Genomic DNA, 17,090 nt, shown 5'->3' on the forward strand with positions numbered 1-17,090 from the left:
TAACATTCAACATCACCATAGGTAATAAAGTTACACTCTAACGAGTCAGGTGTAGGCAGAACGGGGGTTCCTCGAGTCGTCGATAGCACTGAAAAGCTACGTCGGGAAGTGGTAACCGAGGTGCTTCAGTCCCCCTCAACAGGGAGGGGGTGAGGGGATGAACTGGTGGTGTGTCGACGCGGTGCCTCCCTGTACTGAGAGAAAAATTCTCGCGTCATAATAAGCCCTCTCAAAAAACGTCGCGCTCGGGTTGGTTCTGACGAATCTGGTTGTGCAGTGTTTCAAAGACCAGGTCCAGTACCTCCTCTAATTTCCTCTGATTGTGTTCCCTACACTCGAAATAAATACAGAGACTATTGATACTATTCCGAGCACGCTGAGAACTCTTAGGAGTTGTGCTGAAGGATTTACGTCGAAAAATATGAAGCCGATCAAAACAGCAACCCCAAGAAGCGCAGACAATCCTATAGTAACCGTTAAAATTTTCTACTCAGAGATGATTTCTGAGGGTAGTGGATCATCTCGACGAAATCTCTGTCGAGGAATTGCAAGATGCTCTCGACAACGTGGAGGGAAAGAAGCCGACACAACGGCTCTTAGCGGCAATAGCGTACAAAAACGGCGTTACACAGACTGAACTAGCCGAGTGGTACGACGTTCAGCGACGCACAATCTATAGCTGGCTCAAGCGACTCGACACCGACGAGTCGCTTGAGCAGGCTGTAACTGACGATCACCGATCTGGGAGAAAGCGAAAGCTCTCAGAAAAAGAGCAACAAGGATTTGAAGAAGCTGTCCACGACTCACCCGAAGAAGTTGGGGTTGACGCGCCGGCGTGGACGCCGGCGCTCGCCCAGCAGTATCTCGACGAGACCTACGATGTTGATTACTCAATCCCGAGTTGCCGGCGGTTGCTCAAAGAAGCGGGATTGAGCTATCAAAAACCACGCCGTACAGCCGCCGAATCTAATGCTGACGAGCAAGAAACGTCCCGCGAGGAACTCAAAAATAGCGGCAGGAGATGGACGCCACAGTAGTGAGTATTGAACAAACCAAGAAATCGGTCCAGGTTGAGCCGCGTGCCGCGTGGTTTCCGCGCGGCACGCAGCCGTCTATCGAATTATCCGGCCAACGCGACTGGTCGTGTCTCTTGGGCGCGGTCACCGAGAACGGTGATCGTTTTTCTCCTGATTTGAAGAGTACGTTACTGCCGATCACGCGAAATATTTCATTATTACATTATGTAAAGTGTTCGAAGATGATTTACTCGTTGTGTGAGATGGAGCGCCGTACTTTCAGGCGTCGGCCGTCACGGACCTGGCGGCCCGTGGCGACCTTGCGTTCGTCACGTTACCGACGTACTCTCCCGAACTAAATCCGGTCGAAGCGTGCTGGAGACAACTACAAACGGCTCTCAGTAACCGGTTCTTTGGGTCACTTACTGAGCTTACAACAGCGATCGACACCGCTCTCGACCAACTTTTGATCCCGAATATGAGTAATCATTTCTAATAGGATCACTAGCAGGGAACACGGGTGGGTGCTATGTAACAAGTCCCTGTGCTCCCACAGTGAGTCCCGTTATCAATAAACAATAGGAAACCGGCAATGGATTTCCGACTCAGAGAACCGGGACCCTCGAGCGGAATCTATCGTATCGAAGGGGCAGGTGGGGTGACGGCAGGGGGCAGACAACGCGTCGGGATACATGCCATTCAGTGTGATGGGACCCTGCCGTATCACCATTCATCACTCCCATTGGTGATAAAATTACACTCTATCGAGCCAGGTGTAGGCAGAACGGGAGCTCCTCGAGTCGTCGATAGCACTGAAAAGCTCCGTCGGGGCAGGGGTAACCGACGTAGCTCAATCCTCCTTGCAGGGGGTTGAACCGGGGATGTCCACCTGCCCCTGCATATAGACCATGTTACTGTGCCACAATAAGTCCTCAGGTGAGCGTCGCACTCGAGTGGGTACTGTCCTACGGTTCGGGAGTGAACGGTAGGCAGCGAAATGATGCAACAGCGAGCCCGATTCGAACTCCACCGCGGAGCAGTTCGCACGGCAGTTCGCCGAGGCCGTCTTCGAGTCGTTCGACGAGTTGATCGAGTACACCACTGACGGGATCGTCGTCGAGGAGAGCGACCGCGCCGACGAGATCATCGCTACCGCGGAAGAGCGCGGCTGTGACCACATCTTCGTCGTCGGTTGGCGGCGGTCGCCGACCGGGAAGGCGCTGTTCGGCGACTTCACCCAGCGTATCCTCCTCAACTTCGACGGCACTGTGACGCTCAAAATAGACTGAGTCCCGCGGACGCTATTTTCTGTTTTCTCGCCGAAAACACGCAGTACCGTTCGGAACGGTTCGAAACCGCCGAAAGCGAATCGTGTACGTTACTGGATCGAGATTCCGGCCACCGTCGATGCCGGCAGCTCCGCGACCAGAGAGCCGCTGTCGACCGACACGTCGAGTTCCTCCGCAGCGAACTCGTCGGCGTTGTCGGCGTCGACCTCCAGATCGGGGTCCTGGTCCGCGAACAGCAGTTCGGTCTCGATGGATTTGGACTCGAGGTCCAGTCCTTCGAGGGTGACGTCGATCGTCTGCGCCTCGCGGCAGTCGAGATTCGTGACGGTGACGTAGGTCTCGTCGCCGTTGACCGACGCGGACGCGCCGACGAGCGGCAGTTCGCGGTCCTCAGAATCGTCGACGAGTTCGCGCGTCGGCGCCTCGACCGACGTCTGAACGGCCTCGCTACCCTTGTGCGGTGCGTACAGATCGAAGACGCGGTAGGTCGGCCGCGCCCAGGCGTCGTCCTCGTCGGTCTCGATGAGACACTGGAGGACGTTGACCGTCTGTGCGATGTTCGACATCGTCACGACATCGCTGTAGTGGTTGAAGATGTCGAGGACGGCTGCCGCCGAGAGCGCGTCGAGGACGGTCCCCGGCTGCTCGAGCCCGTTGTCGGCCGTCGCCTCGGGGTGCCAGGTCCCCCACTCGTCGATGATGACGCCGATGTCTCGGGTTGTCGCGACGGCGTTGATCGCCCCGGCCATCCGCTCGATGTGGCGTTCCATCTCGAGCGCCTCGACGAGGAGCTGGTCGTACTGGTCCTCGTCGGCCTCGGGGATGTTCATCGTCCGTCCGTAGTAGTGGTGCAGCGTGAGATGGTCGAGCGGGAACTCCGCGCCCCACCGGGACTGGTTGATCTCCTCGAGGAAGCGGCGGTTCCACTTGTGACCCTCGAAGCCGCAGGCGATGAGCTCGAGGTCGTGGTCGAACATTAGGTTCGACTGGGTGCCGACGTAGGTGGCGTACCGGCGGTACTCCCGAGCGTACTGTTCGGGCGACATCTGGCCGCCACAGCCCCAGTTCTCGTTGCCGAGCCCCCAGTACTTGACGCCGTAGGGCTCCTCGTGACCGTTCTCGCGCCGTCGGTCGGCGAGTTCGGTGTCGCCGGCGTAGTTGCAGTACTCGATCCAGTTGGCGGCCTCCTGCGGGCTGCCCGAGCCGACGTTGGCCGCGAGGTACGGCTCCGTACCGACTCGCTCACAGAGTTCCAGGAACTCGTCGGTGCCGAAGGCGTTGGACTCTTCGGGGAGTTCCTCGGGGCCCTGCGCCCAGAAGAGGTTTCGGCGCCGCGGTCGCTCCTCTTGGGGACCGACACCGTCCTCCCAGTGGTAGTCGTCGGCGAAACAGCCACCGGGCCAGCGGAGAACGGGAATCTCGAGGTCGGCGAGGAGCGAAACGACGTCCTCCCGGAACCCGACCTCGTCGGCGCTGTCACTGGTCCAGAGTCCCTCGTAGACACACCGTCCGAGGTGTTCGGAGAAGTGACCGTGGACCTCGGGTTCGATGCGGTCGATATCCGCTGCAGTATGAACTGTGATCCGTGCGTTAGCCATCCACACTTCTCTTTCCGATAAAGTGTTATAAGTTCCCCGGTTTCTGTCACTCTGAACCTGTGTACACCGAGAGAACGGACCTCCGTCGCGGCGACCAGAACTCGTCGTTGATCGCGACTTCGGAGGGCGAAATCCCGTCCGTAGCTGCATCTCGTGAACCCATGCGTGTAGTTTCCAATCGTTCGTATTGGCCAGCTGATGATAAAGGTTGTCGAAGCGATGGTGAAACCACGAGGAGCGCAACGCTGCGCGTGAGAACGCGGCACTCGAGCGTTCGAGTATCGGCCGGGACAGTCCCGGGCAAGCACACGAGCGCCTATCGACTACGGGACGCGATCGCGTTACTCGTCGAACGCGTCCGTTCGCCCACGCTGGGTCCGTATGTCGCAGCGAACCGGTAGGTATGGTGCTATAGGCGCATTCGTTCTGCCATCGGGCCGAGACGAACGCTCATACGACCGTAGCGTTCCGCATCCCACAATACTATTCTCTATATTCGAACAACCGTCTCTAACACTGGACTAGTCGTGTTAACGGTTACCGATACTCAATTCGGAACGGTGCGCCGCTATAGCGACGAATAACGCATTGCCTCTTTGTCACACACGGGTTCAAATACCGGAAATGCGGGTGTATTTACAGTCGTATTACTGTAATAGGACGCGATTTGCCTCGACAACACGATGTTCTGCTTAGTGGAAGATCGTTCTCTATTTCTAGCGGAGTGAATACTCCTAGAGAACGATATCGTCTCTATTTCTGCAGCAGGGATATCGGCCCTCCTCGTTCAATGATAGAGAAGATCCAACGGCTCCTGGAGAAAGGAGGGCGCCTCAACCAGAACAAAAATTATATTCTTTCGATACATAAGACGACTATGACAGAACCGAAACATCCGGTCCGGACGGTCGACAGAGCGATGGAGATCGTGGAGATCATCCAGGAACTCGACGGCGCGGGCGTCTCCGAGATCGCCGAGCAGGTCGATATCGGCAAAAGCGCAGTTCACAACCATCTGAACACGCTCGTGAACAGGGAGTATCTCGTCAAGGAAGGCGACGAATATCAGATCGGCCTCTCCTTCCTCGGTCTCGGCGCGTACGCTCGAGACCGGACTCAGATCTACGAGACAGCCCGGTCCGAAATCGACAAACTCGCTAACGAAACCGGCGAGTTGGCGAACCTCCTCGTCGAGAAGAACGGGACGGGAATTTACCTCTACCAGGCCCAGGGACAGAACGCCGTGGAGCTCGATACGCACGAGGGCAAGCAGGTCAGCCTGCACTGTACGGCACTGGGTAAATCGATCCTCGCCTACCGACCCCGCGACGAGGTCACCGAGATTCTCGACAAGCACGGAATGCCCAAGATGACCGAGCAGACGATTACGGACCGCGACCAGCTGTTCAACGAACTCGATCAGATCCGACAGCAGAAGTACGCGGTCGACAACGAGGAGCGCCTCGCCGGCCTCTGCTGTGTCTCCGCGCCAATCACGACCGGCGAGGAACGGAGCATCGGCGCCATCAGCGTCGCCTGCCCGGTCCACCGGATCAGCGAGGAACGATTCTACGAAGAGCTCCCGGACGCCGTCCTCGGCACCGCGAATGTCATCGAACTCGAGCACAACTACTCGTAAGCGTCCGATTCCGGACCCATCCTCGCCAGCCGTTCACGACGCCGACACCGTTCCCCGCGGAGATATCTTCAAGTGATAGTGGCGACACGAACGGAGTATGACCCGACTCGAACGCGTCGCGGACACGCGCAACGACACGGGCGAAGGACCGCTGTGGCATCTCGACGAGGGCTGTCTGTACTGGGTCGATATCCCGCCGGGGAAGCTGTACCGGTTCGACCCGGACGCCGAAACGCACGCGCTCGCGTACGAGACCCCGGAAGAGCGACCGATCAGCGGCTTCACGATTCAGACCGATGGCTCGTTGTTACTCTTCGAAGACGGACGAATCAGTCGCTGGCAGCCGGGATCGGAATCGGCGGCGCTCGTCACCGAGGTCGACACCGACACCCGATTTAACGACGTCATCGCGGATCCCGAGGGACGGGTGTTCTGCGGAACGATGCCCGACGACGACTTGCTCGGCGATCTCTATCGGCTCGACGTCGACGCCACCGTGACGACCGTCGTCGAGGACGTCGACATCGCGAACGGCATGGGGTTCACCGCCGATCTCGAGACGTTCTACTTCACCGAGTCGGAGGCTCAACGGATCTACGCCTTCGACTACGATCGGGAGACCGGCGCGCTCTCGAACCGCCGGACCTTCGTCGAGACGCCCGACGATGACGGGATTCCGGACGGGCTGACGGTCGACAAGGACGACTTCGTCTGGTCGGCGCGGTGGAACGGCGGCCGCGCGGTTCGGTTCGACCGATCCGGAGAACCGGTCGACGAGATCGACGTCCCGGCGCGGAAGGTGTCGTCGGTCGCGTTCGCCGGCCCCGAGTACGACGACCTGTACCTGACGACCGCGCTCGAGGGCGGTGATCGGGTCGACGAAGGTGACGGCGCCGGTGCGCTCTTCCGTGCCACGGGGCTCGAGACGGGCGGCAGCGAAGAATTCCGCTCGCGAATCGGAACGGAGTAATCGGGGGTCCGGGCGCAGTCAGAACGCGCTGTCGGCGAAACCGCCGTCGATCGTGACGATTTCGCCGGTCACGAACGAACTGGCGTCGCTGCCGAGGTAGATCGCCGCGCCGACGATCTCCTCGCGCTCGGCGACCCGCCCGAGCGGGGTCCGCTCGTCGATGCGCTCGCGCTTCTCCGTCCCTTCGGCGTACGTGTCCGCGTTCTGGGTCGTGATGACGAAGCCCGGCGCGATCGCGTTGACCCTGGTTTCGGTCGCAAGTTCCTTCGCGGACGCGCGGGTGAAGGTTTCGACGCCGCCCTTGGCGGCCGTGTACGTGGGCAAATTCGCCATCGAGAGCCGCGCCGTGAGCGAGGAAATATTGATAATCGAGCCCCCCTCCTCCATCGCCGGTTCGAAGGCCTGGATCACGCGGCGGACGCCGTCCAGCGCGACGTCGGTGACGAAGTCCCAGTCCTCGTCAGAAATGTCCCGAACTGACTCCCGAGAGATCGCTCCCTGCGATGCGTCGACGATATCGACGCCGCCGAGTTCGTCGACGGCCGTCTCGCGGACTGCCTCGAGCGAGTCGGCGTCGGTGATGTCGCAGGTGACTCGCGCCGTCACTCGCCTCGCTGGCGGCCTCGATGGCGCGCTCCGTGTCTTCGGCGTCGGACTGGGGACAGGTCGCGACGACTTCCTCCGGGCTCGCCGGATCGGTCGTTTCGAAGGTTTCGCCGGTGTGAGATTCGGTCCACTCGCCGTTGACGTAGTTCAAGCGGTCGTCAGGCACACATTGCTACTTCAGACTATGGTCTGATAACGTTTTGTGGTTCGACGAACGGACGACCCGACATCCTGCCACGGACGGGAGTTTTATTATCCAGAAGCTACTCTGACTGTTCATGCGGTATCATCGCCTTCCTGATGGAGACGTGTATAGAGTAATTGCCGACGATGGAGACGCTGCCTATGATCTGACGGCGGTCAAACCTCGTCTCGATACGTTTACCGAACTCGCCGCGGCGGCAAACGTCGCGGATACGACAGTGGACAAACTCGCGGAAACGCTCGTGGAAACCGCGCCGACGGTCGATCGCGAGGCCTTAGATGACAGCGCGCTGCCGATCGTCCCCGACGAGGTCTGGGCGGCCGGCGTCACGTACGAGATCAGTGAGGAAGCCCGCGAGGCCGAAAGCGGGATGCCGGAGATGTACGTGCAGGTGTACGAGGCCGAGCGTCCGGAGATCTTCTTCAAGGCGACGCCGAGTCGAACTGTCGGCCCCAACGACGCGGTCGGCATCCGCGCGGACTCGGCGTGGGACGTCCCGGAGCCGGAGCTGGGAATCGTCCTCTACGACGGCGAAATCGTCGGCTACACGGTCGGCAACGACATGAGCAGCCGCTCGATCGAGGGCGAGAACCCGCTCTACCTTCCGCAGGCGAAGGTGTACGACAAGTGCTGTTCGATCGGTCCCTGCGTCGCGTCGGCCGAAAGCGTCGGCGACCCTCACGAGCTGACGATGACGATGGAGATCAGCCGCGACGGGGAGACGCTCTACGAGGGCGAGACCTCGACCGGCGAGATGGACCGCTCGTGCGAGGAACTGGTCGAGTACTGGTGCGATCACAACTCCGTTCCGCAGAACGGTGTTCTGCTCACTGGAACGTCGCTCGTTCCGGACGAAGGGTTCACGCTCCGTCCGGGCGACGAGGTGCGTATCGAGATCGACCGGATCGGCGAACTCGTGAACACGGTCGTCGAAGTATGAGCTACCTCGAGGAACCGTCGACGGACCGAACCGCCAAGATCCGAACGTCACGACGACGATTCGTGCGTGGAGGTGCCGTGTCTGGTCGACGGCCGGGGGACTCACCCCTGTTCCGTCGGCGAACTACCGCCGCAGCTCGCGGCGTTGAACTGGTCGAACATCGCCGTCCGGGAACGCGCGGTGACCGCGATACTCGAGCGAGACGAGACCGCGCTGCGCCAGGCCGTGAAACTCGAGCCGCTTACGGCGGCCGAACTCGATCTCGGTGCCGTCGATGAGATGGTCGACAATCTGCTGGCCGCGAACGCCGAGTATCTGCCCGAATTGGACTGACGCTCCTGAACTGTACCGTTCCTCGACGATTGCTTCCGGATCAGAACGTCGTCAGCAAGCGGGCCCCGAGGAGGCATTTGGACACCACGTGATCGAGTGGATGCCGACGGGACGGTAACACTCATTACGGCCAACCCGAGTCTAGTACAAAATGCACGCTCGACGAGGGTCCGAGGGAACGGCGAATCGATCGAGCCACTGGAACGACCGACTGCAGCCGAGTAATTGTCGGCTGGACGGTCAGCCAGCGGCTCGTGTCGGAGACGGTGGGATGACTGCTACCACCCGTTGGGAAACGACACGACTGTTCGCTTCACGGGTGCGACGATGAATACGTCAGACGACATCCGATCGGTCCACCACGGGCTCGGGGTCGCGTTCAGATCCGCGTACAACAACAGCAGTACGATGGTCGTCGTCAGCCTCCTCTGGGTCATCGCATCGCTTCCGCTCGTCACCATCGGACCGGCGACGCTTGCCGCCTACAAGGCCGTGCTGACGCTCCGCGAAGAGGGAGAGATCGACCGCGACGCAGTCGTCTCCACGCTCTCACAGCACTGGCATAATTCGGTACTCCTCAGCGGTGTGTTCGTCGCCTTCGCTGCCGTCACCGTCGGCTACGCCACCAACTACATTCTGACGGGAGCCGTGCAGTCGGGCACGCTCGCGGTCATCGCCTGCTACTTGACCGCTCACCTTAGCGCCGTGCTCGTCGTGGCGTTCGTCCGCTTAGCGGAAGGTAACGCGGTATACGACGCGGTTACGAGCGGCTACTCCTGGACTGCCACTCACCCGTTCGACACCGTACTCCTCGGCTTCGTCAGCATCGGATTATTCGTCGTCAACGCCGTTCTCACCGTTACCGTGTGCTTGGCGTTTCCGTTCCTATTGTTCACGTTTCACGTTGCCGTCGTCGCCGAACGCGCGGGGTAACGAAGAACGGCGCTGAGTAACGGTTCGTCGCGATCAAACGGAGTCGCCTTCTACGGCAAACGACGCACGTTGAGCGTGTGGGAATCGACTGCCAGTGCTGGTGCCCACCGATCAGTCATCCAGTTCGTGGCGGACGAATGTTACCGGACACGGCGAGGAGAGCATTACTGCTTGCGAAACGCTCCCAAAGACCGCTTTTCCGGTCGGACTTCGATTCCGCCCACCGACGAATACTCGGTCGGCACCGATCGATTCAGCGACCCTGACGATCTGGTTCTCCGGTTTTCCGATTTCACCTCGAATCGTGTAGTCAACGCCGGCCTGCTCGAACTCCTCGATGAGTTCGTGGATCGTCATGTTCCTTCGAGCGACCATGTCCGCGTCGACGTTCTCTTCCGACGGGTCGAACTCAAGTTTCTGAGCCGTGTCGTCGAACTCGTCCTCCGAAAACACCTGCAATAGGACGATCTTCGCGCCGGTTGGCTTCGCGATATCTATCGTCTCGGTCGCGAGGCGAGTCATTCGGTCGCGGTCACCGGGACCGATCCCGACGAGTATCGTATTAAACGACATACGATAACATTTGTATAGCTATTCATAAATATTGCTCCCAAATGAAGCGGCTCCGCTGCGACACGTGGCGCCCCACGATGTACTTCGGAGCGACAAGCGCGATCGATCCGCGTCGGCTCGGTTCCGGCCGCGTCCCACCTGATCGATGCCGCGATTCGTTCGCACGGCAACTGGACGCCGTCGCCGACCGCTAACAACTCTGGCGACGAACCACGGGTGTGGACCCACCCTCACCGAGAGGAGGCTCCGCTAACTGACATCGGCCTATTGCTGCGAACCGACGGCGGATTCGTTTCGGTTACCTCGGGGAAAGACTATTATACGCAAATATTAATGATGATGATGCGGTGACGAATGTATGAAGAATCCAGCGACTGGCGATGACTGTACACGTAGAGAGCACCTGCAATCGATTGGGGCCCTCGGTGCTGTCGGCCTCGGCACGGGTGGCGGCATACAGCTAACGAAAGGCAACCCGGATTCGGGCGACAAGCATCGCGGAGAGACGCTCTATTCCCCACCGGAGGGGGCGCCGACGCCGGGCGCGATGTATCCGCGCGTCGAACGCCTTGAGTTCAGTCCGGGCGGCAACGAGACGCTGCTCGCAACGTTCGAGTACTATCCGTCGATGAGCGGCGGTTCGGAACCGTACTTCCCGATTTATCGGAGCACGAACGGCGGCCAGACGTGGTCGAAGTTCTCGGAAATCCACGATCAGAGCGGCAAGGACTGGGGATTGCGGTACCAACCGACTCTGTACGAACTCCCGGAGGAAACCGGGCCGTGGCCGGCCGGGACGGTCCTCGCCGCCGGGAATGCGATTCCAATCCTCGACGACCCCGACGACGTCGAGGACGGCGAAGTCGGTGAACTCGGCGACTCAAGTATTGACCTGTACGCGAGTACCGACCGCGGGGTGTCGTGGGAATACGTCAGCACCGTCGTAACCGGCGGCCCGGCGTACCCGCACGCGGGCCACAGTCCCGTTTGGGAGCCCGAACTACAGCTAGACGCGGACGGAAATCTCGTCTGCTACTTCGCCGACGAGCGGCAGGCGGACGACGACGGCTACAACCAACTCGTCGGCCTCAAGGCCTCGACCGACGGCGGCCAGACGTGGGAAGAGGAGGAGTTCGTGACTGCGATTCCAAACGGGACCGACCGGCCTGGCATGCCGGGCGTCGTCAAACTGCCGAACGACACCTACATGGCCGTCTACGAGGTCGTCGGCTCCGACAACGTGAATGGCGAAGTGAGAGTCAAGACGTCACCCGACGGCCGCGACTGGGGCGACCCGACAGATCTCGGGCAACAGGTCGTCACTGACGACGGGCGGCGCTTCATCAACGGTCCGTCCATCACGTGGATGCCGAGAGGTGGACCCGAGGGGACGATTCTCGTCTTCGGCAAACAGCTGGTCGACGGGAACCGAGATTTGGCCGACGGTAACGGCGAGGTTCTCCTCGCCAACACGAATCTCGACGGGAGCGGCAGTTGGACCCCGGTCAAGGCGCCGCTGTCCTTCGAAACGGAGAACGAACTCGGCGGCCGGATTTTCGTCGGGTGGACGACGCCGATTCTGCCATCCCCGAACGGCAAACGTCTCCTCCAGATGACCTCGACCGCGATGAACGAGGAACTCTGTGAGATCCGGTACGCGGAGCGTCCGTTGAAGTTGAACAAACTCTGAGAACGCGGACTGGCTAGCCAACCGCTAGCCGGTTTCCTAGGCGACGTTTCGCGTCGCATGTATCTCCGGCCCCATCGACTCGTCGGCACCGCAACCCTCACCGTGTGGTGCGAGAGAGAAGTGTACATGCTCGAGGACGATCGCCGTTTACCGGATAAGCGTCTGTAGTGGAATCGAACAACTGCTCCCGTCTTGCAACATTGCGAGCGATGGAGAATCCGCCACATTTCGTCGCTACCGAACGACCGCGCCGACAGCCGAGTTACGCGGTGACTTCCTGCTTCTCGCGTTCCTCCGTCAGGATGTTCCGGCCGTTGGATTTTCGGAACAGGTGGATGTCGCCCTCGTCGAAGGAGATGGTCAGCGAGTCGTTTTCCTCGGGTTTCACGCCGCCGGGAACCCGAACTCGGCATTCGTCGATGCCTTCCATGTCCAGGTAGAGGTAGTTGTCCGATCCCACGGGTTCGAGCACGTCGAGGAAGGCCTCGATGGCGTTCCGGTCGGAGGGGTCCGCGATGTAGATATCTTCGGGTCGAATCCCGAGCACGAGAGACTCCCCGTCCGAGGACCGTTTCCGTACTCGCTCCGCGTACTCCTCGGATAGCTCGTACTGGAAGTCGGCTCCGACGAGCGTCGTTTCCTCGAGTTCGACGTCGAACGGGTTCATTGCGGGGCTGCCGACGAAGTCGGCGACGAAGAGGTTCTCGGGCTCGTTGTAGACTTCGTCTGGCGTTCCGATCTGTTGGACTTCACCCTGATCGAGGATGGCGACGCGGTCGGACATCGTCATCGCTTCCTCCTGGTCGTGGGTCACGTAGATGAACGTGGTTCCGAGATCCTCGTGGATGCGTTGGATTTCCGTCCGCATGTGTGCGCGGAGTTTCGCGTCCAGATTCGACAGCGGCTCGTCCATGAGGAACACTTCCGGGTCGCGGACGATGGCGCGGCCGGTGGCAACCCGCTGTTGCTGGCCGCCGGAGAGGCTGCCGGGTTTCTTGTCGAGTTGGTCTTCGATGCCCATCATTTCGGCAGCGTCCTCGACTCGTTTCTGCACTTCGTCGTTGCTGAGGTCCGAGGTCAGCTTCAGCCCGTAGGCCATGTTATCCCGAACGGTCATGTGTGGGTACAGGGCGTAGTTCTGGAACACCATGGCGACCCCGCGGTCCTGGGGCTGGATGTTATTGACGACGCGGTCACCGATACGGATCTGACCCTCGCTGATGTCTTCGAGACCCGCGACCATCCGCAGTAGCGTCGACTTGCCTGACCCGGATGGTCCGACGATGGTGAGGAACTCGCCATCCTTGATGTCGAAATTCACCTCGTCGACGGCCACAATTTTGCCGTCGCCGTCGCTACTCCCGCTATAGAACTTTGACACGTCCTCAATACTAACACGACCCATGGGACAGGATTACTCCTAACGTATAATAATCCTTTGGATAGGTCGGGTTTCGAGAACTGGCGTGGCGACGAGAGTCGATACGTCAGACCGTGAGTCACCTCTACCGCAACCAGTACAGTCCAGAGCGACGACCGTTGCAGTACGTCGACGAACCAGGACCCAGTCGGCTACGAGACTCGCGCTCGATATGCGACGGTGTAACTTCCGAACACTCCGTACTATGCAGCGAAATTGATTTCCCTTTGGAAATTGTTGGAATCATTGACACGGCCATCTCTTCAATCACGAACATTTATCATGATGCAGCTATCCATGGTTACTGGGAACAAGCATGACGAGTAACCGAATATCGTCGAAATCACGTCGAAGATTTATCAAAGCTGCCGGTGTCACGGGCACCGCCTCGCTCGCCGGCTGTATCGGCGGCAGCTCTAGCGGCTACACCATTTCGTTCTGGGAGCTGTTCAGCGGCGGCGAAGGCCCCGTGATGGAGGATATCGTTCAGAAGTTCAACGAAGAGCAGCCGCTCGACGTGGACGAGGAGGTGACGATCGACCGCCAGCGAACGCCGTGGGACCAGTACTACAATAACCTGTACACTACGCTCGCTGGCGGTAGCGGACCAGATCTGGCGGTTATGCACGCAGCATACCTGCGTGCGTGGGACGAAACGATCGTGCCGCTAGACAACCACATCGATACCGGTGAAATCGAAGGCGATTACCTCGACAACCACTGGGACCTCGTGTCGGTCGAAGGAGAGACGCGAGCGCTTCCGATGGACCTGCATCCGGTCGGGATGTACTACAATAAGGCGATCTTCGAGGAAGCGGGCCTCGACCCCGAGTCCCCGCCGACGAACTGGGAGGAGTTCGAAGCCGCAGGGAACGCCATCGCCGAAGAAACCGATAAATGGGCGTTCAGCCAGACCCCGTACAACGACGGATTCGGTACGTGGCGAACGTGGAGTACGTTCGTCAAACAGCAGGGCGGAGAGCTCCTCGACAGCGACTGGAATCCGGCGTTCGACGGACAGGCAGGCCAGGACACCTCCGAACTGTTCTGGGATATGACCGGTGATATGGAGTGGTCCCCCCAGACGACTGAAGCGGACTGGGGTGCGAACGCCTTCGAGAACGGAAACCTGGGCATGACGATGAACGGGACGTGGTACGTGGCCACCCTCGAGGAGTCGGACATTGATTGGGGCTTCTTCAAGCCGACCATCGCTCCCAACAGGAGCCAAGATCAGGTCTGGGCGGACGGTCACACGATCGTGTTGCCCCGGAGCCAGGACCGCAGCGACGACAAATCCGAAATCGCAGCGGAGGTCGCCCACTGGTTGACGACTAAAAACCCCGAGTGGGGTGCACGAGCCGGCCACCTTCCCGCCGCCGCAGACATCAGGGAGTCCGACGTGTTTCAAGACGCATCGTTCTACGACAAAACCCTCAGTAAGTACCTCGAGATGGCGGAAGACGACATGTACTTCTATCACCCGAAGGTGCCGAACGGCGACCCCAACTCGGAGAGTTGGTACCAGTGGCTGCTCGACATGTGGGGTCACAACTACGGGAGCCCCCAAGAGGCACTCGACGACGGCGTCTCGATGATCAGTAACGGCCTCGAAGAATAACTGACAACCATGGGACTACGAAATCGTTTCACGACCGGTGAAAACGAGCGCGCCCAGCAGACCGTATTCGGCGTCCGGAAAGAGACGGTCGAGGGGATCGCATGGTCGATTCCGTACCTGGCGGTGTTCTCGGTGTTCCTCATTTGGCCGGCGCTGAAGGGCTTCTACATGAGCCTTCACAACTGGGACCCGTTCGTCCCCTCAGAGTCCGAGTTCATCGGACTCAATAACTACATCGAACTGTTCAACGACCCCGTCTTCTGGGACGCGATGAAGGGGACGATATACTTCGTTGCGCTTTCCGTTCCGCTGCTGGTCCTCCTCGGACTGGGTCTGGCGCTCGGCGTCAACAAGAACGTCAAGGGCAAACGCGTCCTCCGGGCGATTTACTTCAGCCCGTACATCCTTACCGTCGCGGTCGTCACGCTCATCTGGTCGGAGGTTTACTCCGAGGGATACGGGCTCATCAACTACTACCTCGGATTCGTCATGTCGGACCCGCCCGGATGGCTGACATCCACGGAATTAGCGATGCCGGCGCTCGCGTTCATGACCGTCTGGTGGCTGGTCGGATTCAACTTCGTGATCTTTCTGGCGGCTCGCCAGGGCGTTCCGGAACGCCTCTACGAAGCGGCCAGACTCGACGGTGCGAGCACGTGGCGCGCGTTCAAAGACGTCACGCTCCCACAGATGCGCAACTCCATTCTCTTTGTCGTCATCATTCAGTTCATTCTCCAGTTCCAGGTGTTCGCTCAGCCGTTCGTGCTGACCTCGGGCGGTCCGAGGGGCTCGACGGACACGCTGGTGTACTACCTCTACCGGAGCGCTTTCTCCCAACACCAGTACGGCTACGGCGCCGCGATTGGCTACGTCCTCGTCATGATCCTCGTGGTCATCGCACTTATCAACTTCAAGGTGATCGGAACCAATGACTGACGCTACAGCAGAACAGACGAGCCGATTCGACGACATTTCGCTGCGTTCGCTTGGTACCCACGCGGTGCTGTACGGGGTCGCCATCCTAATGGCGATTCCGTACCTGTACACGATCTCGCGGTCGTTCCAGCCGCGGCGGTACCTGACGGACTCGCAGCCGTACTGGATCCCGCCGGAAATCACGTTCGAACACTACCAGTACCTCCTGACAGAGTCGCTGTTCGTCCAGTGGACGATCAACACGTTCGTTATCGCCGGCGGGGCGACGGTCATCATCCTCATCATCGACTCGATGATCGCGTTCTCGCTCACGCGACTCGACTGGCCCGGCCAGTCGATCGTCATGGGTGTCATCCTCGCGAGCTTCATGGTGCCGTACTACATGAACATCGTCCCGCTGTACACGGTCGTCGCCGATCTCGGTCTGGTGAACTCCTACTGGGGAGTGATCCTGCCGGCGGTCGCGAGTCCGCTCGGCGTCTTCCTCCTGTACCAGTTCTTCCGGGACATCCCCGACGAGTACGAGGAGGCCGCGCGCCTCGACGGGTTCTCGACGTTCCAGATCTACTACCGCATCATCCTGCCGCTGGCCAGACCCATCCTCGCCTCGCTCGCGCTGTTCATGTTCGTCTACAACTGGAACGCGTTCCTCTGGCCGCTCATCGTCCTCTCCGACGAGGCGGCGTACACACTCCCCATCGGACTAGTGAATCTCTACCAAGGGAACATCACGACGCCCGGCCTCCACATGGCCGTGACGGTGCTGGCGTCGCTTCCCCTGTTCATCGTCTACCTCTTCTTCCAGGGGGAGATCGTCCGTGCCGTCCAAATTCAGGGGACTGGCACGACCGGGTAATTGGATCCCAGCCAGATTTCGGCCAGCTACCGTTTTCACCGGTGCCCGAACTGAACTGACGCTCCCGATCGGACCGTTACTCGACGAATTTTCCGTCCGCAAAACGTGGACTCGCAGCGTCGTTACGTGACTCCGGAACCGCTTAGAAGCGCTCTGTGAGCGCCGCGGCTCATCTGGAGAGCGGCGTCGGGAGCTCGAGGCGCAGATCGGCGTCGACGGCCGCGTACTCCGCGGTGGGCCACGAGCCGGTGTCGGTGACCACGTCGACGTCGGTCGGCGAGACCAGGACGGTGTCCTCGGTCTTCGTCCCCTGGACGGTCGGGTTCCAGGCGTACGGCGCGGGAATTTCGACGAGCGCGTCGTCCGACGGCGTCGCCATCCACTCCCGGCTCTCGAACCCGATGGCGCCGCCCTGGTGGTGGTGCTGCCACTCGCCCTCCCAGCCGACGGCCGCGTACGCTCGCT

At 60.1% G+C, this 17,090-nt stretch carries 11 protein-coding genes and 6 pseudogenes; 11 read left to right on the plus strand and 6 right to left on the minus strand.

Annotated elements, in window-relative coordinates; translation table 11 throughout:
- Positions 1–512 precede the first annotated feature (512 nt).
- A pseudogene (locus PGX04_RS02600) lies at positions 513–1,512 on the plus strand (IS630 family transposase).
- A gap of 586 nt (positions 1,513–2,098) precedes the next feature.
- Positions 2,099–2,305: pseudogene (locus PGX04_RS02605) on the plus strand (universal stress protein); the annotation flags it as partial.
- Positions 2,306–2,394: 89 nt separating this feature from the next.
- Here the strand turns inward: PGX04_RS02605 and PGX04_RS02610 are convergent.
- Positions 2,395–3,903 carry an alpha-N-arabinofuranosidase gene (locus tag PGX04_RS02610; RefSeq protein WP_273737087.1) on the minus strand — a complete coding sequence of 503 codons (1,509 nt, stop codon included), beginning with the start codon at positions 3,901–3,903 and terminating at the stop codon, positions 2,395–2,397.
- Between the two features lie 877 nt (positions 3,904–4,780).
- On the opposite strand from PGX04_RS02610, the gene PGX04_RS02615 reads away from it, so the two are divergent.
- The gene (locus PGX04_RS02615; RefSeq protein ID WP_273737088.1) at positions 4,781–5,542 is read left to right on the plus strand and encodes an IclR family transcriptional regulator; all 762 of its coding nucleotides are present in this window, start codon (positions 4,781–4,783) and stop codon (positions 5,540–5,542) included.
- Positions 5,543–5,639: 97 nt separating this feature from the next.
- Positions 5,640–6,512: an SMP-30/gluconolactonase/LRE family protein gene (locus PGX04_RS02620; protein ID WP_273737089.1), complete on the plus strand. Its 873-nt coding sequence runs from the start codon at positions 5,640–5,642 to the stop codon at positions 6,510–6,512.
- 18 nt (positions 6,513–6,530) lie between these two features.
- Here the strand turns inward: PGX04_RS02620 and PGX04_RS02625 are convergent.
- Together PGX04_RS02625 and PGX04_RS02630 are read right to left on the minus strand one after the other, a co-directional pair.
- Positions 6,531–7,109, minus strand: a pseudogene (locus PGX04_RS02625) (SDR family NAD(P)-dependent oxidoreductase); the annotation flags it as partial.
- Positions 7,110–7,113: 4 nt separating this feature from the next.
- Positions 7,114–7,284: pseudogene (locus PGX04_RS02630) on the minus strand (aldehyde dehydrogenase family protein); the annotation flags it as partial.
- Between the two features lie 112 nt (positions 7,285–7,396).
- Between PGX04_RS02630 and PGX04_RS02635 the strand changes: the two are divergent.
- The 3 genes and pseudogenes from PGX04_RS02635 (at position 7,397) to PGX04_RS02645 (ending at position 9,529) form a co-directional block, all read left to right on the plus strand.
- Positions 7,397–8,263, plus strand: a complete 867-nt coding sequence (locus tag PGX04_RS02635; RefSeq protein WP_273737091.1) for a fumarylacetoacetate hydrolase family protein — start codon at positions 7,397–7,399, stop codon at positions 8,261–8,263.
- Between the two features lie 63 nt (positions 8,264–8,326).
- Positions 8,327–8,596: pseudogene (locus PGX04_RS02640) on the plus strand (family 4 glycosyl hydrolase); the annotation flags it as partial.
- Between the two features lie 327 nt (positions 8,597–8,923).
- Positions 8,924–9,529, plus strand: coding sequence for a DUF624 domain-containing protein (locus tag PGX04_RS02645; protein ID WP_273737092.1), 606 nt, complete (start codon positions 8,924–8,926; stop codon positions 9,527–9,529).
- A 111-nt stretch (positions 9,530–9,640) separates the two neighbouring features.
- On the opposite strand, the gene PGX04_RS02650 is transcribed toward PGX04_RS02645, so the two are convergent.
- Positions 9,641–10,102, minus strand: coding sequence for a universal stress protein (locus PGX04_RS02650; protein ID WP_273737093.1), 462 nt, complete (start codon positions 10,100–10,102; stop codon positions 9,641–9,643).
- 358 nt (positions 10,103–10,460) lie between these two features.
- Between PGX04_RS02650 and PGX04_RS02655 the strand changes: the two genes are divergently transcribed.
- Positions 10,461–11,792, plus strand: a complete 1,332-nt coding sequence (locus PGX04_RS02655) for a sialidase family protein (RefSeq protein WP_273737094.1) — start codon at positions 10,461–10,463, stop codon at positions 11,790–11,792.
- A gap of 262 nt (positions 11,793–12,054) precedes the next feature.
- On the opposite strand, the gene PGX04_RS02660 is transcribed toward PGX04_RS02655, so the two are convergent.
- Positions 12,055–13,197 carry an ABC transporter ATP-binding protein gene (locus PGX04_RS02660; protein WP_273737095.1) on the minus strand — a complete coding sequence of 381 codons (1,143 nt, stop codon included), beginning with the start codon at positions 13,195–13,197 and terminating at the stop codon, positions 12,055–12,057.
- A 331-nt stretch (positions 13,198–13,528) separates the two neighbouring features.
- Here PGX04_RS02660 and PGX04_RS02665 point away from each other — a divergent pair, with 331 nt between their 5' ends.
- From PGX04_RS02665 to PGX04_RS02675, 3 genes are read left to right on the plus strand one after another with little or no spacing between them, the layout of a single operon-like run.
- The gene (locus tag PGX04_RS02665; RefSeq protein WP_273737096.1) at positions 13,529–14,833 is read left to right on the plus strand and encodes a substrate-binding domain-containing protein; all 1,305 of its coding nucleotides are present in this window, start codon (positions 13,529–13,531) and stop codon (positions 14,831–14,833) included.
- 9 nt (positions 14,834–14,842) lie between these two features.
- Positions 14,843–15,769, plus strand: a complete 927-nt coding sequence (locus PGX04_RS02670; RefSeq protein ID WP_273737097.1) for a carbohydrate ABC transporter permease — start codon at positions 14,843–14,845, stop codon at positions 15,767–15,769.
- Positions 15,762–16,625 (plus strand): carbohydrate ABC transporter permease, encoded by an 864-nt coding sequence (locus PGX04_RS02675; protein WP_273737098.1) that lies wholly within the window; start codon positions 15,762–15,764, stop codon positions 16,623–16,625. Before PGX04_RS02670 ends, PGX04_RS02675 begins: the two co-directional genes overlap by 8 nt.
- A gap of 169 nt (positions 16,626–16,794) precedes the next feature.
- Here PGX04_RS02675 and PGX04_RS02680 read toward each other — a convergent pair.
- Positions 16,795–17,090: pseudogene (locus PGX04_RS02680) on the minus strand (M24 family metallopeptidase); the annotation flags it as partial.

This window comes from Natrinema soli (assembly GCF_028618695.1).

What these genes read in the sequence shown, in the direction of transcription:
- PGX04_RS02615 (WP_273737088.1), top strand. Translation starts at nt 4,781, where the DNA reads ATGACAGAACCGAAACATCCGGTCCGGACGGTCGACAGAGCGATGGAG.
- PGX04_RS02610 (WP_273737087.1), bottom strand. Translation starts at nt 3,903, where the DNA reads ATGGCTAACGCACGGATCACAGTTCATACTGCAGCGGATATCGACCGC.
- PGX04_RS02670 (WP_273737097.1), top strand. Translation starts at nt 14,843, where the DNA reads ATGGGACTACGAAATCGTTTCACGACCGGTGAAAACGAGCGCGCCCAG.
- PGX04_RS02635 (WP_273737091.1), top strand. Translation starts at nt 7,397, where the DNA reads ATGCGGTATCATCGCCTTCCTGATGGAGACGTGTATAGAGTAATTGCC.
- PGX04_RS02655 (WP_273737094.1), top strand. Translation starts at nt 10,461, where the DNA reads ATGAAGAATCCAGCGACTGGCGATGACTGTACACGTAGAGAGCACCTG.
- PGX04_RS02660 (WP_273737095.1), bottom strand. Translation starts at nt 13,197, where the DNA reads ATGGGTCGTGTTAGTATTGAGGACGTGTCAAAGTTCTATAGCGGGAGT.
- PGX04_RS02645 (WP_273737092.1), top strand. Translation starts at nt 8,924, where the DNA reads ATGAATACGTCAGACGACATCCGATCGGTCCACCACGGGCTCGGGGTC.
- PGX04_RS02675 (WP_273737098.1), top strand. Translation starts at nt 15,762, where the DNA reads ATGACTGACGCTACAGCAGAACAGACGAGCCGATTCGACGACATTTCG.
- PGX04_RS02665 (WP_273737096.1), top strand. Translation starts at nt 13,529, where the DNA reads ATGACGAGTAACCGAATATCGTCGAAATCACGTCGAAGATTTATCAAA.
- PGX04_RS02620 (WP_273737089.1), top strand. Translation starts at nt 5,640, where the DNA reads ATGACCCGACTCGAACGCGTCGCGGACACGCGCAACGACACGGGCGAA.
- PGX04_RS02650 (WP_273737093.1), bottom strand. Translation starts at nt 10,102, where the DNA reads ATGTCGTTTAATACGATACTCGTCGGGATCGGTCCCGGTGACCGCGAC.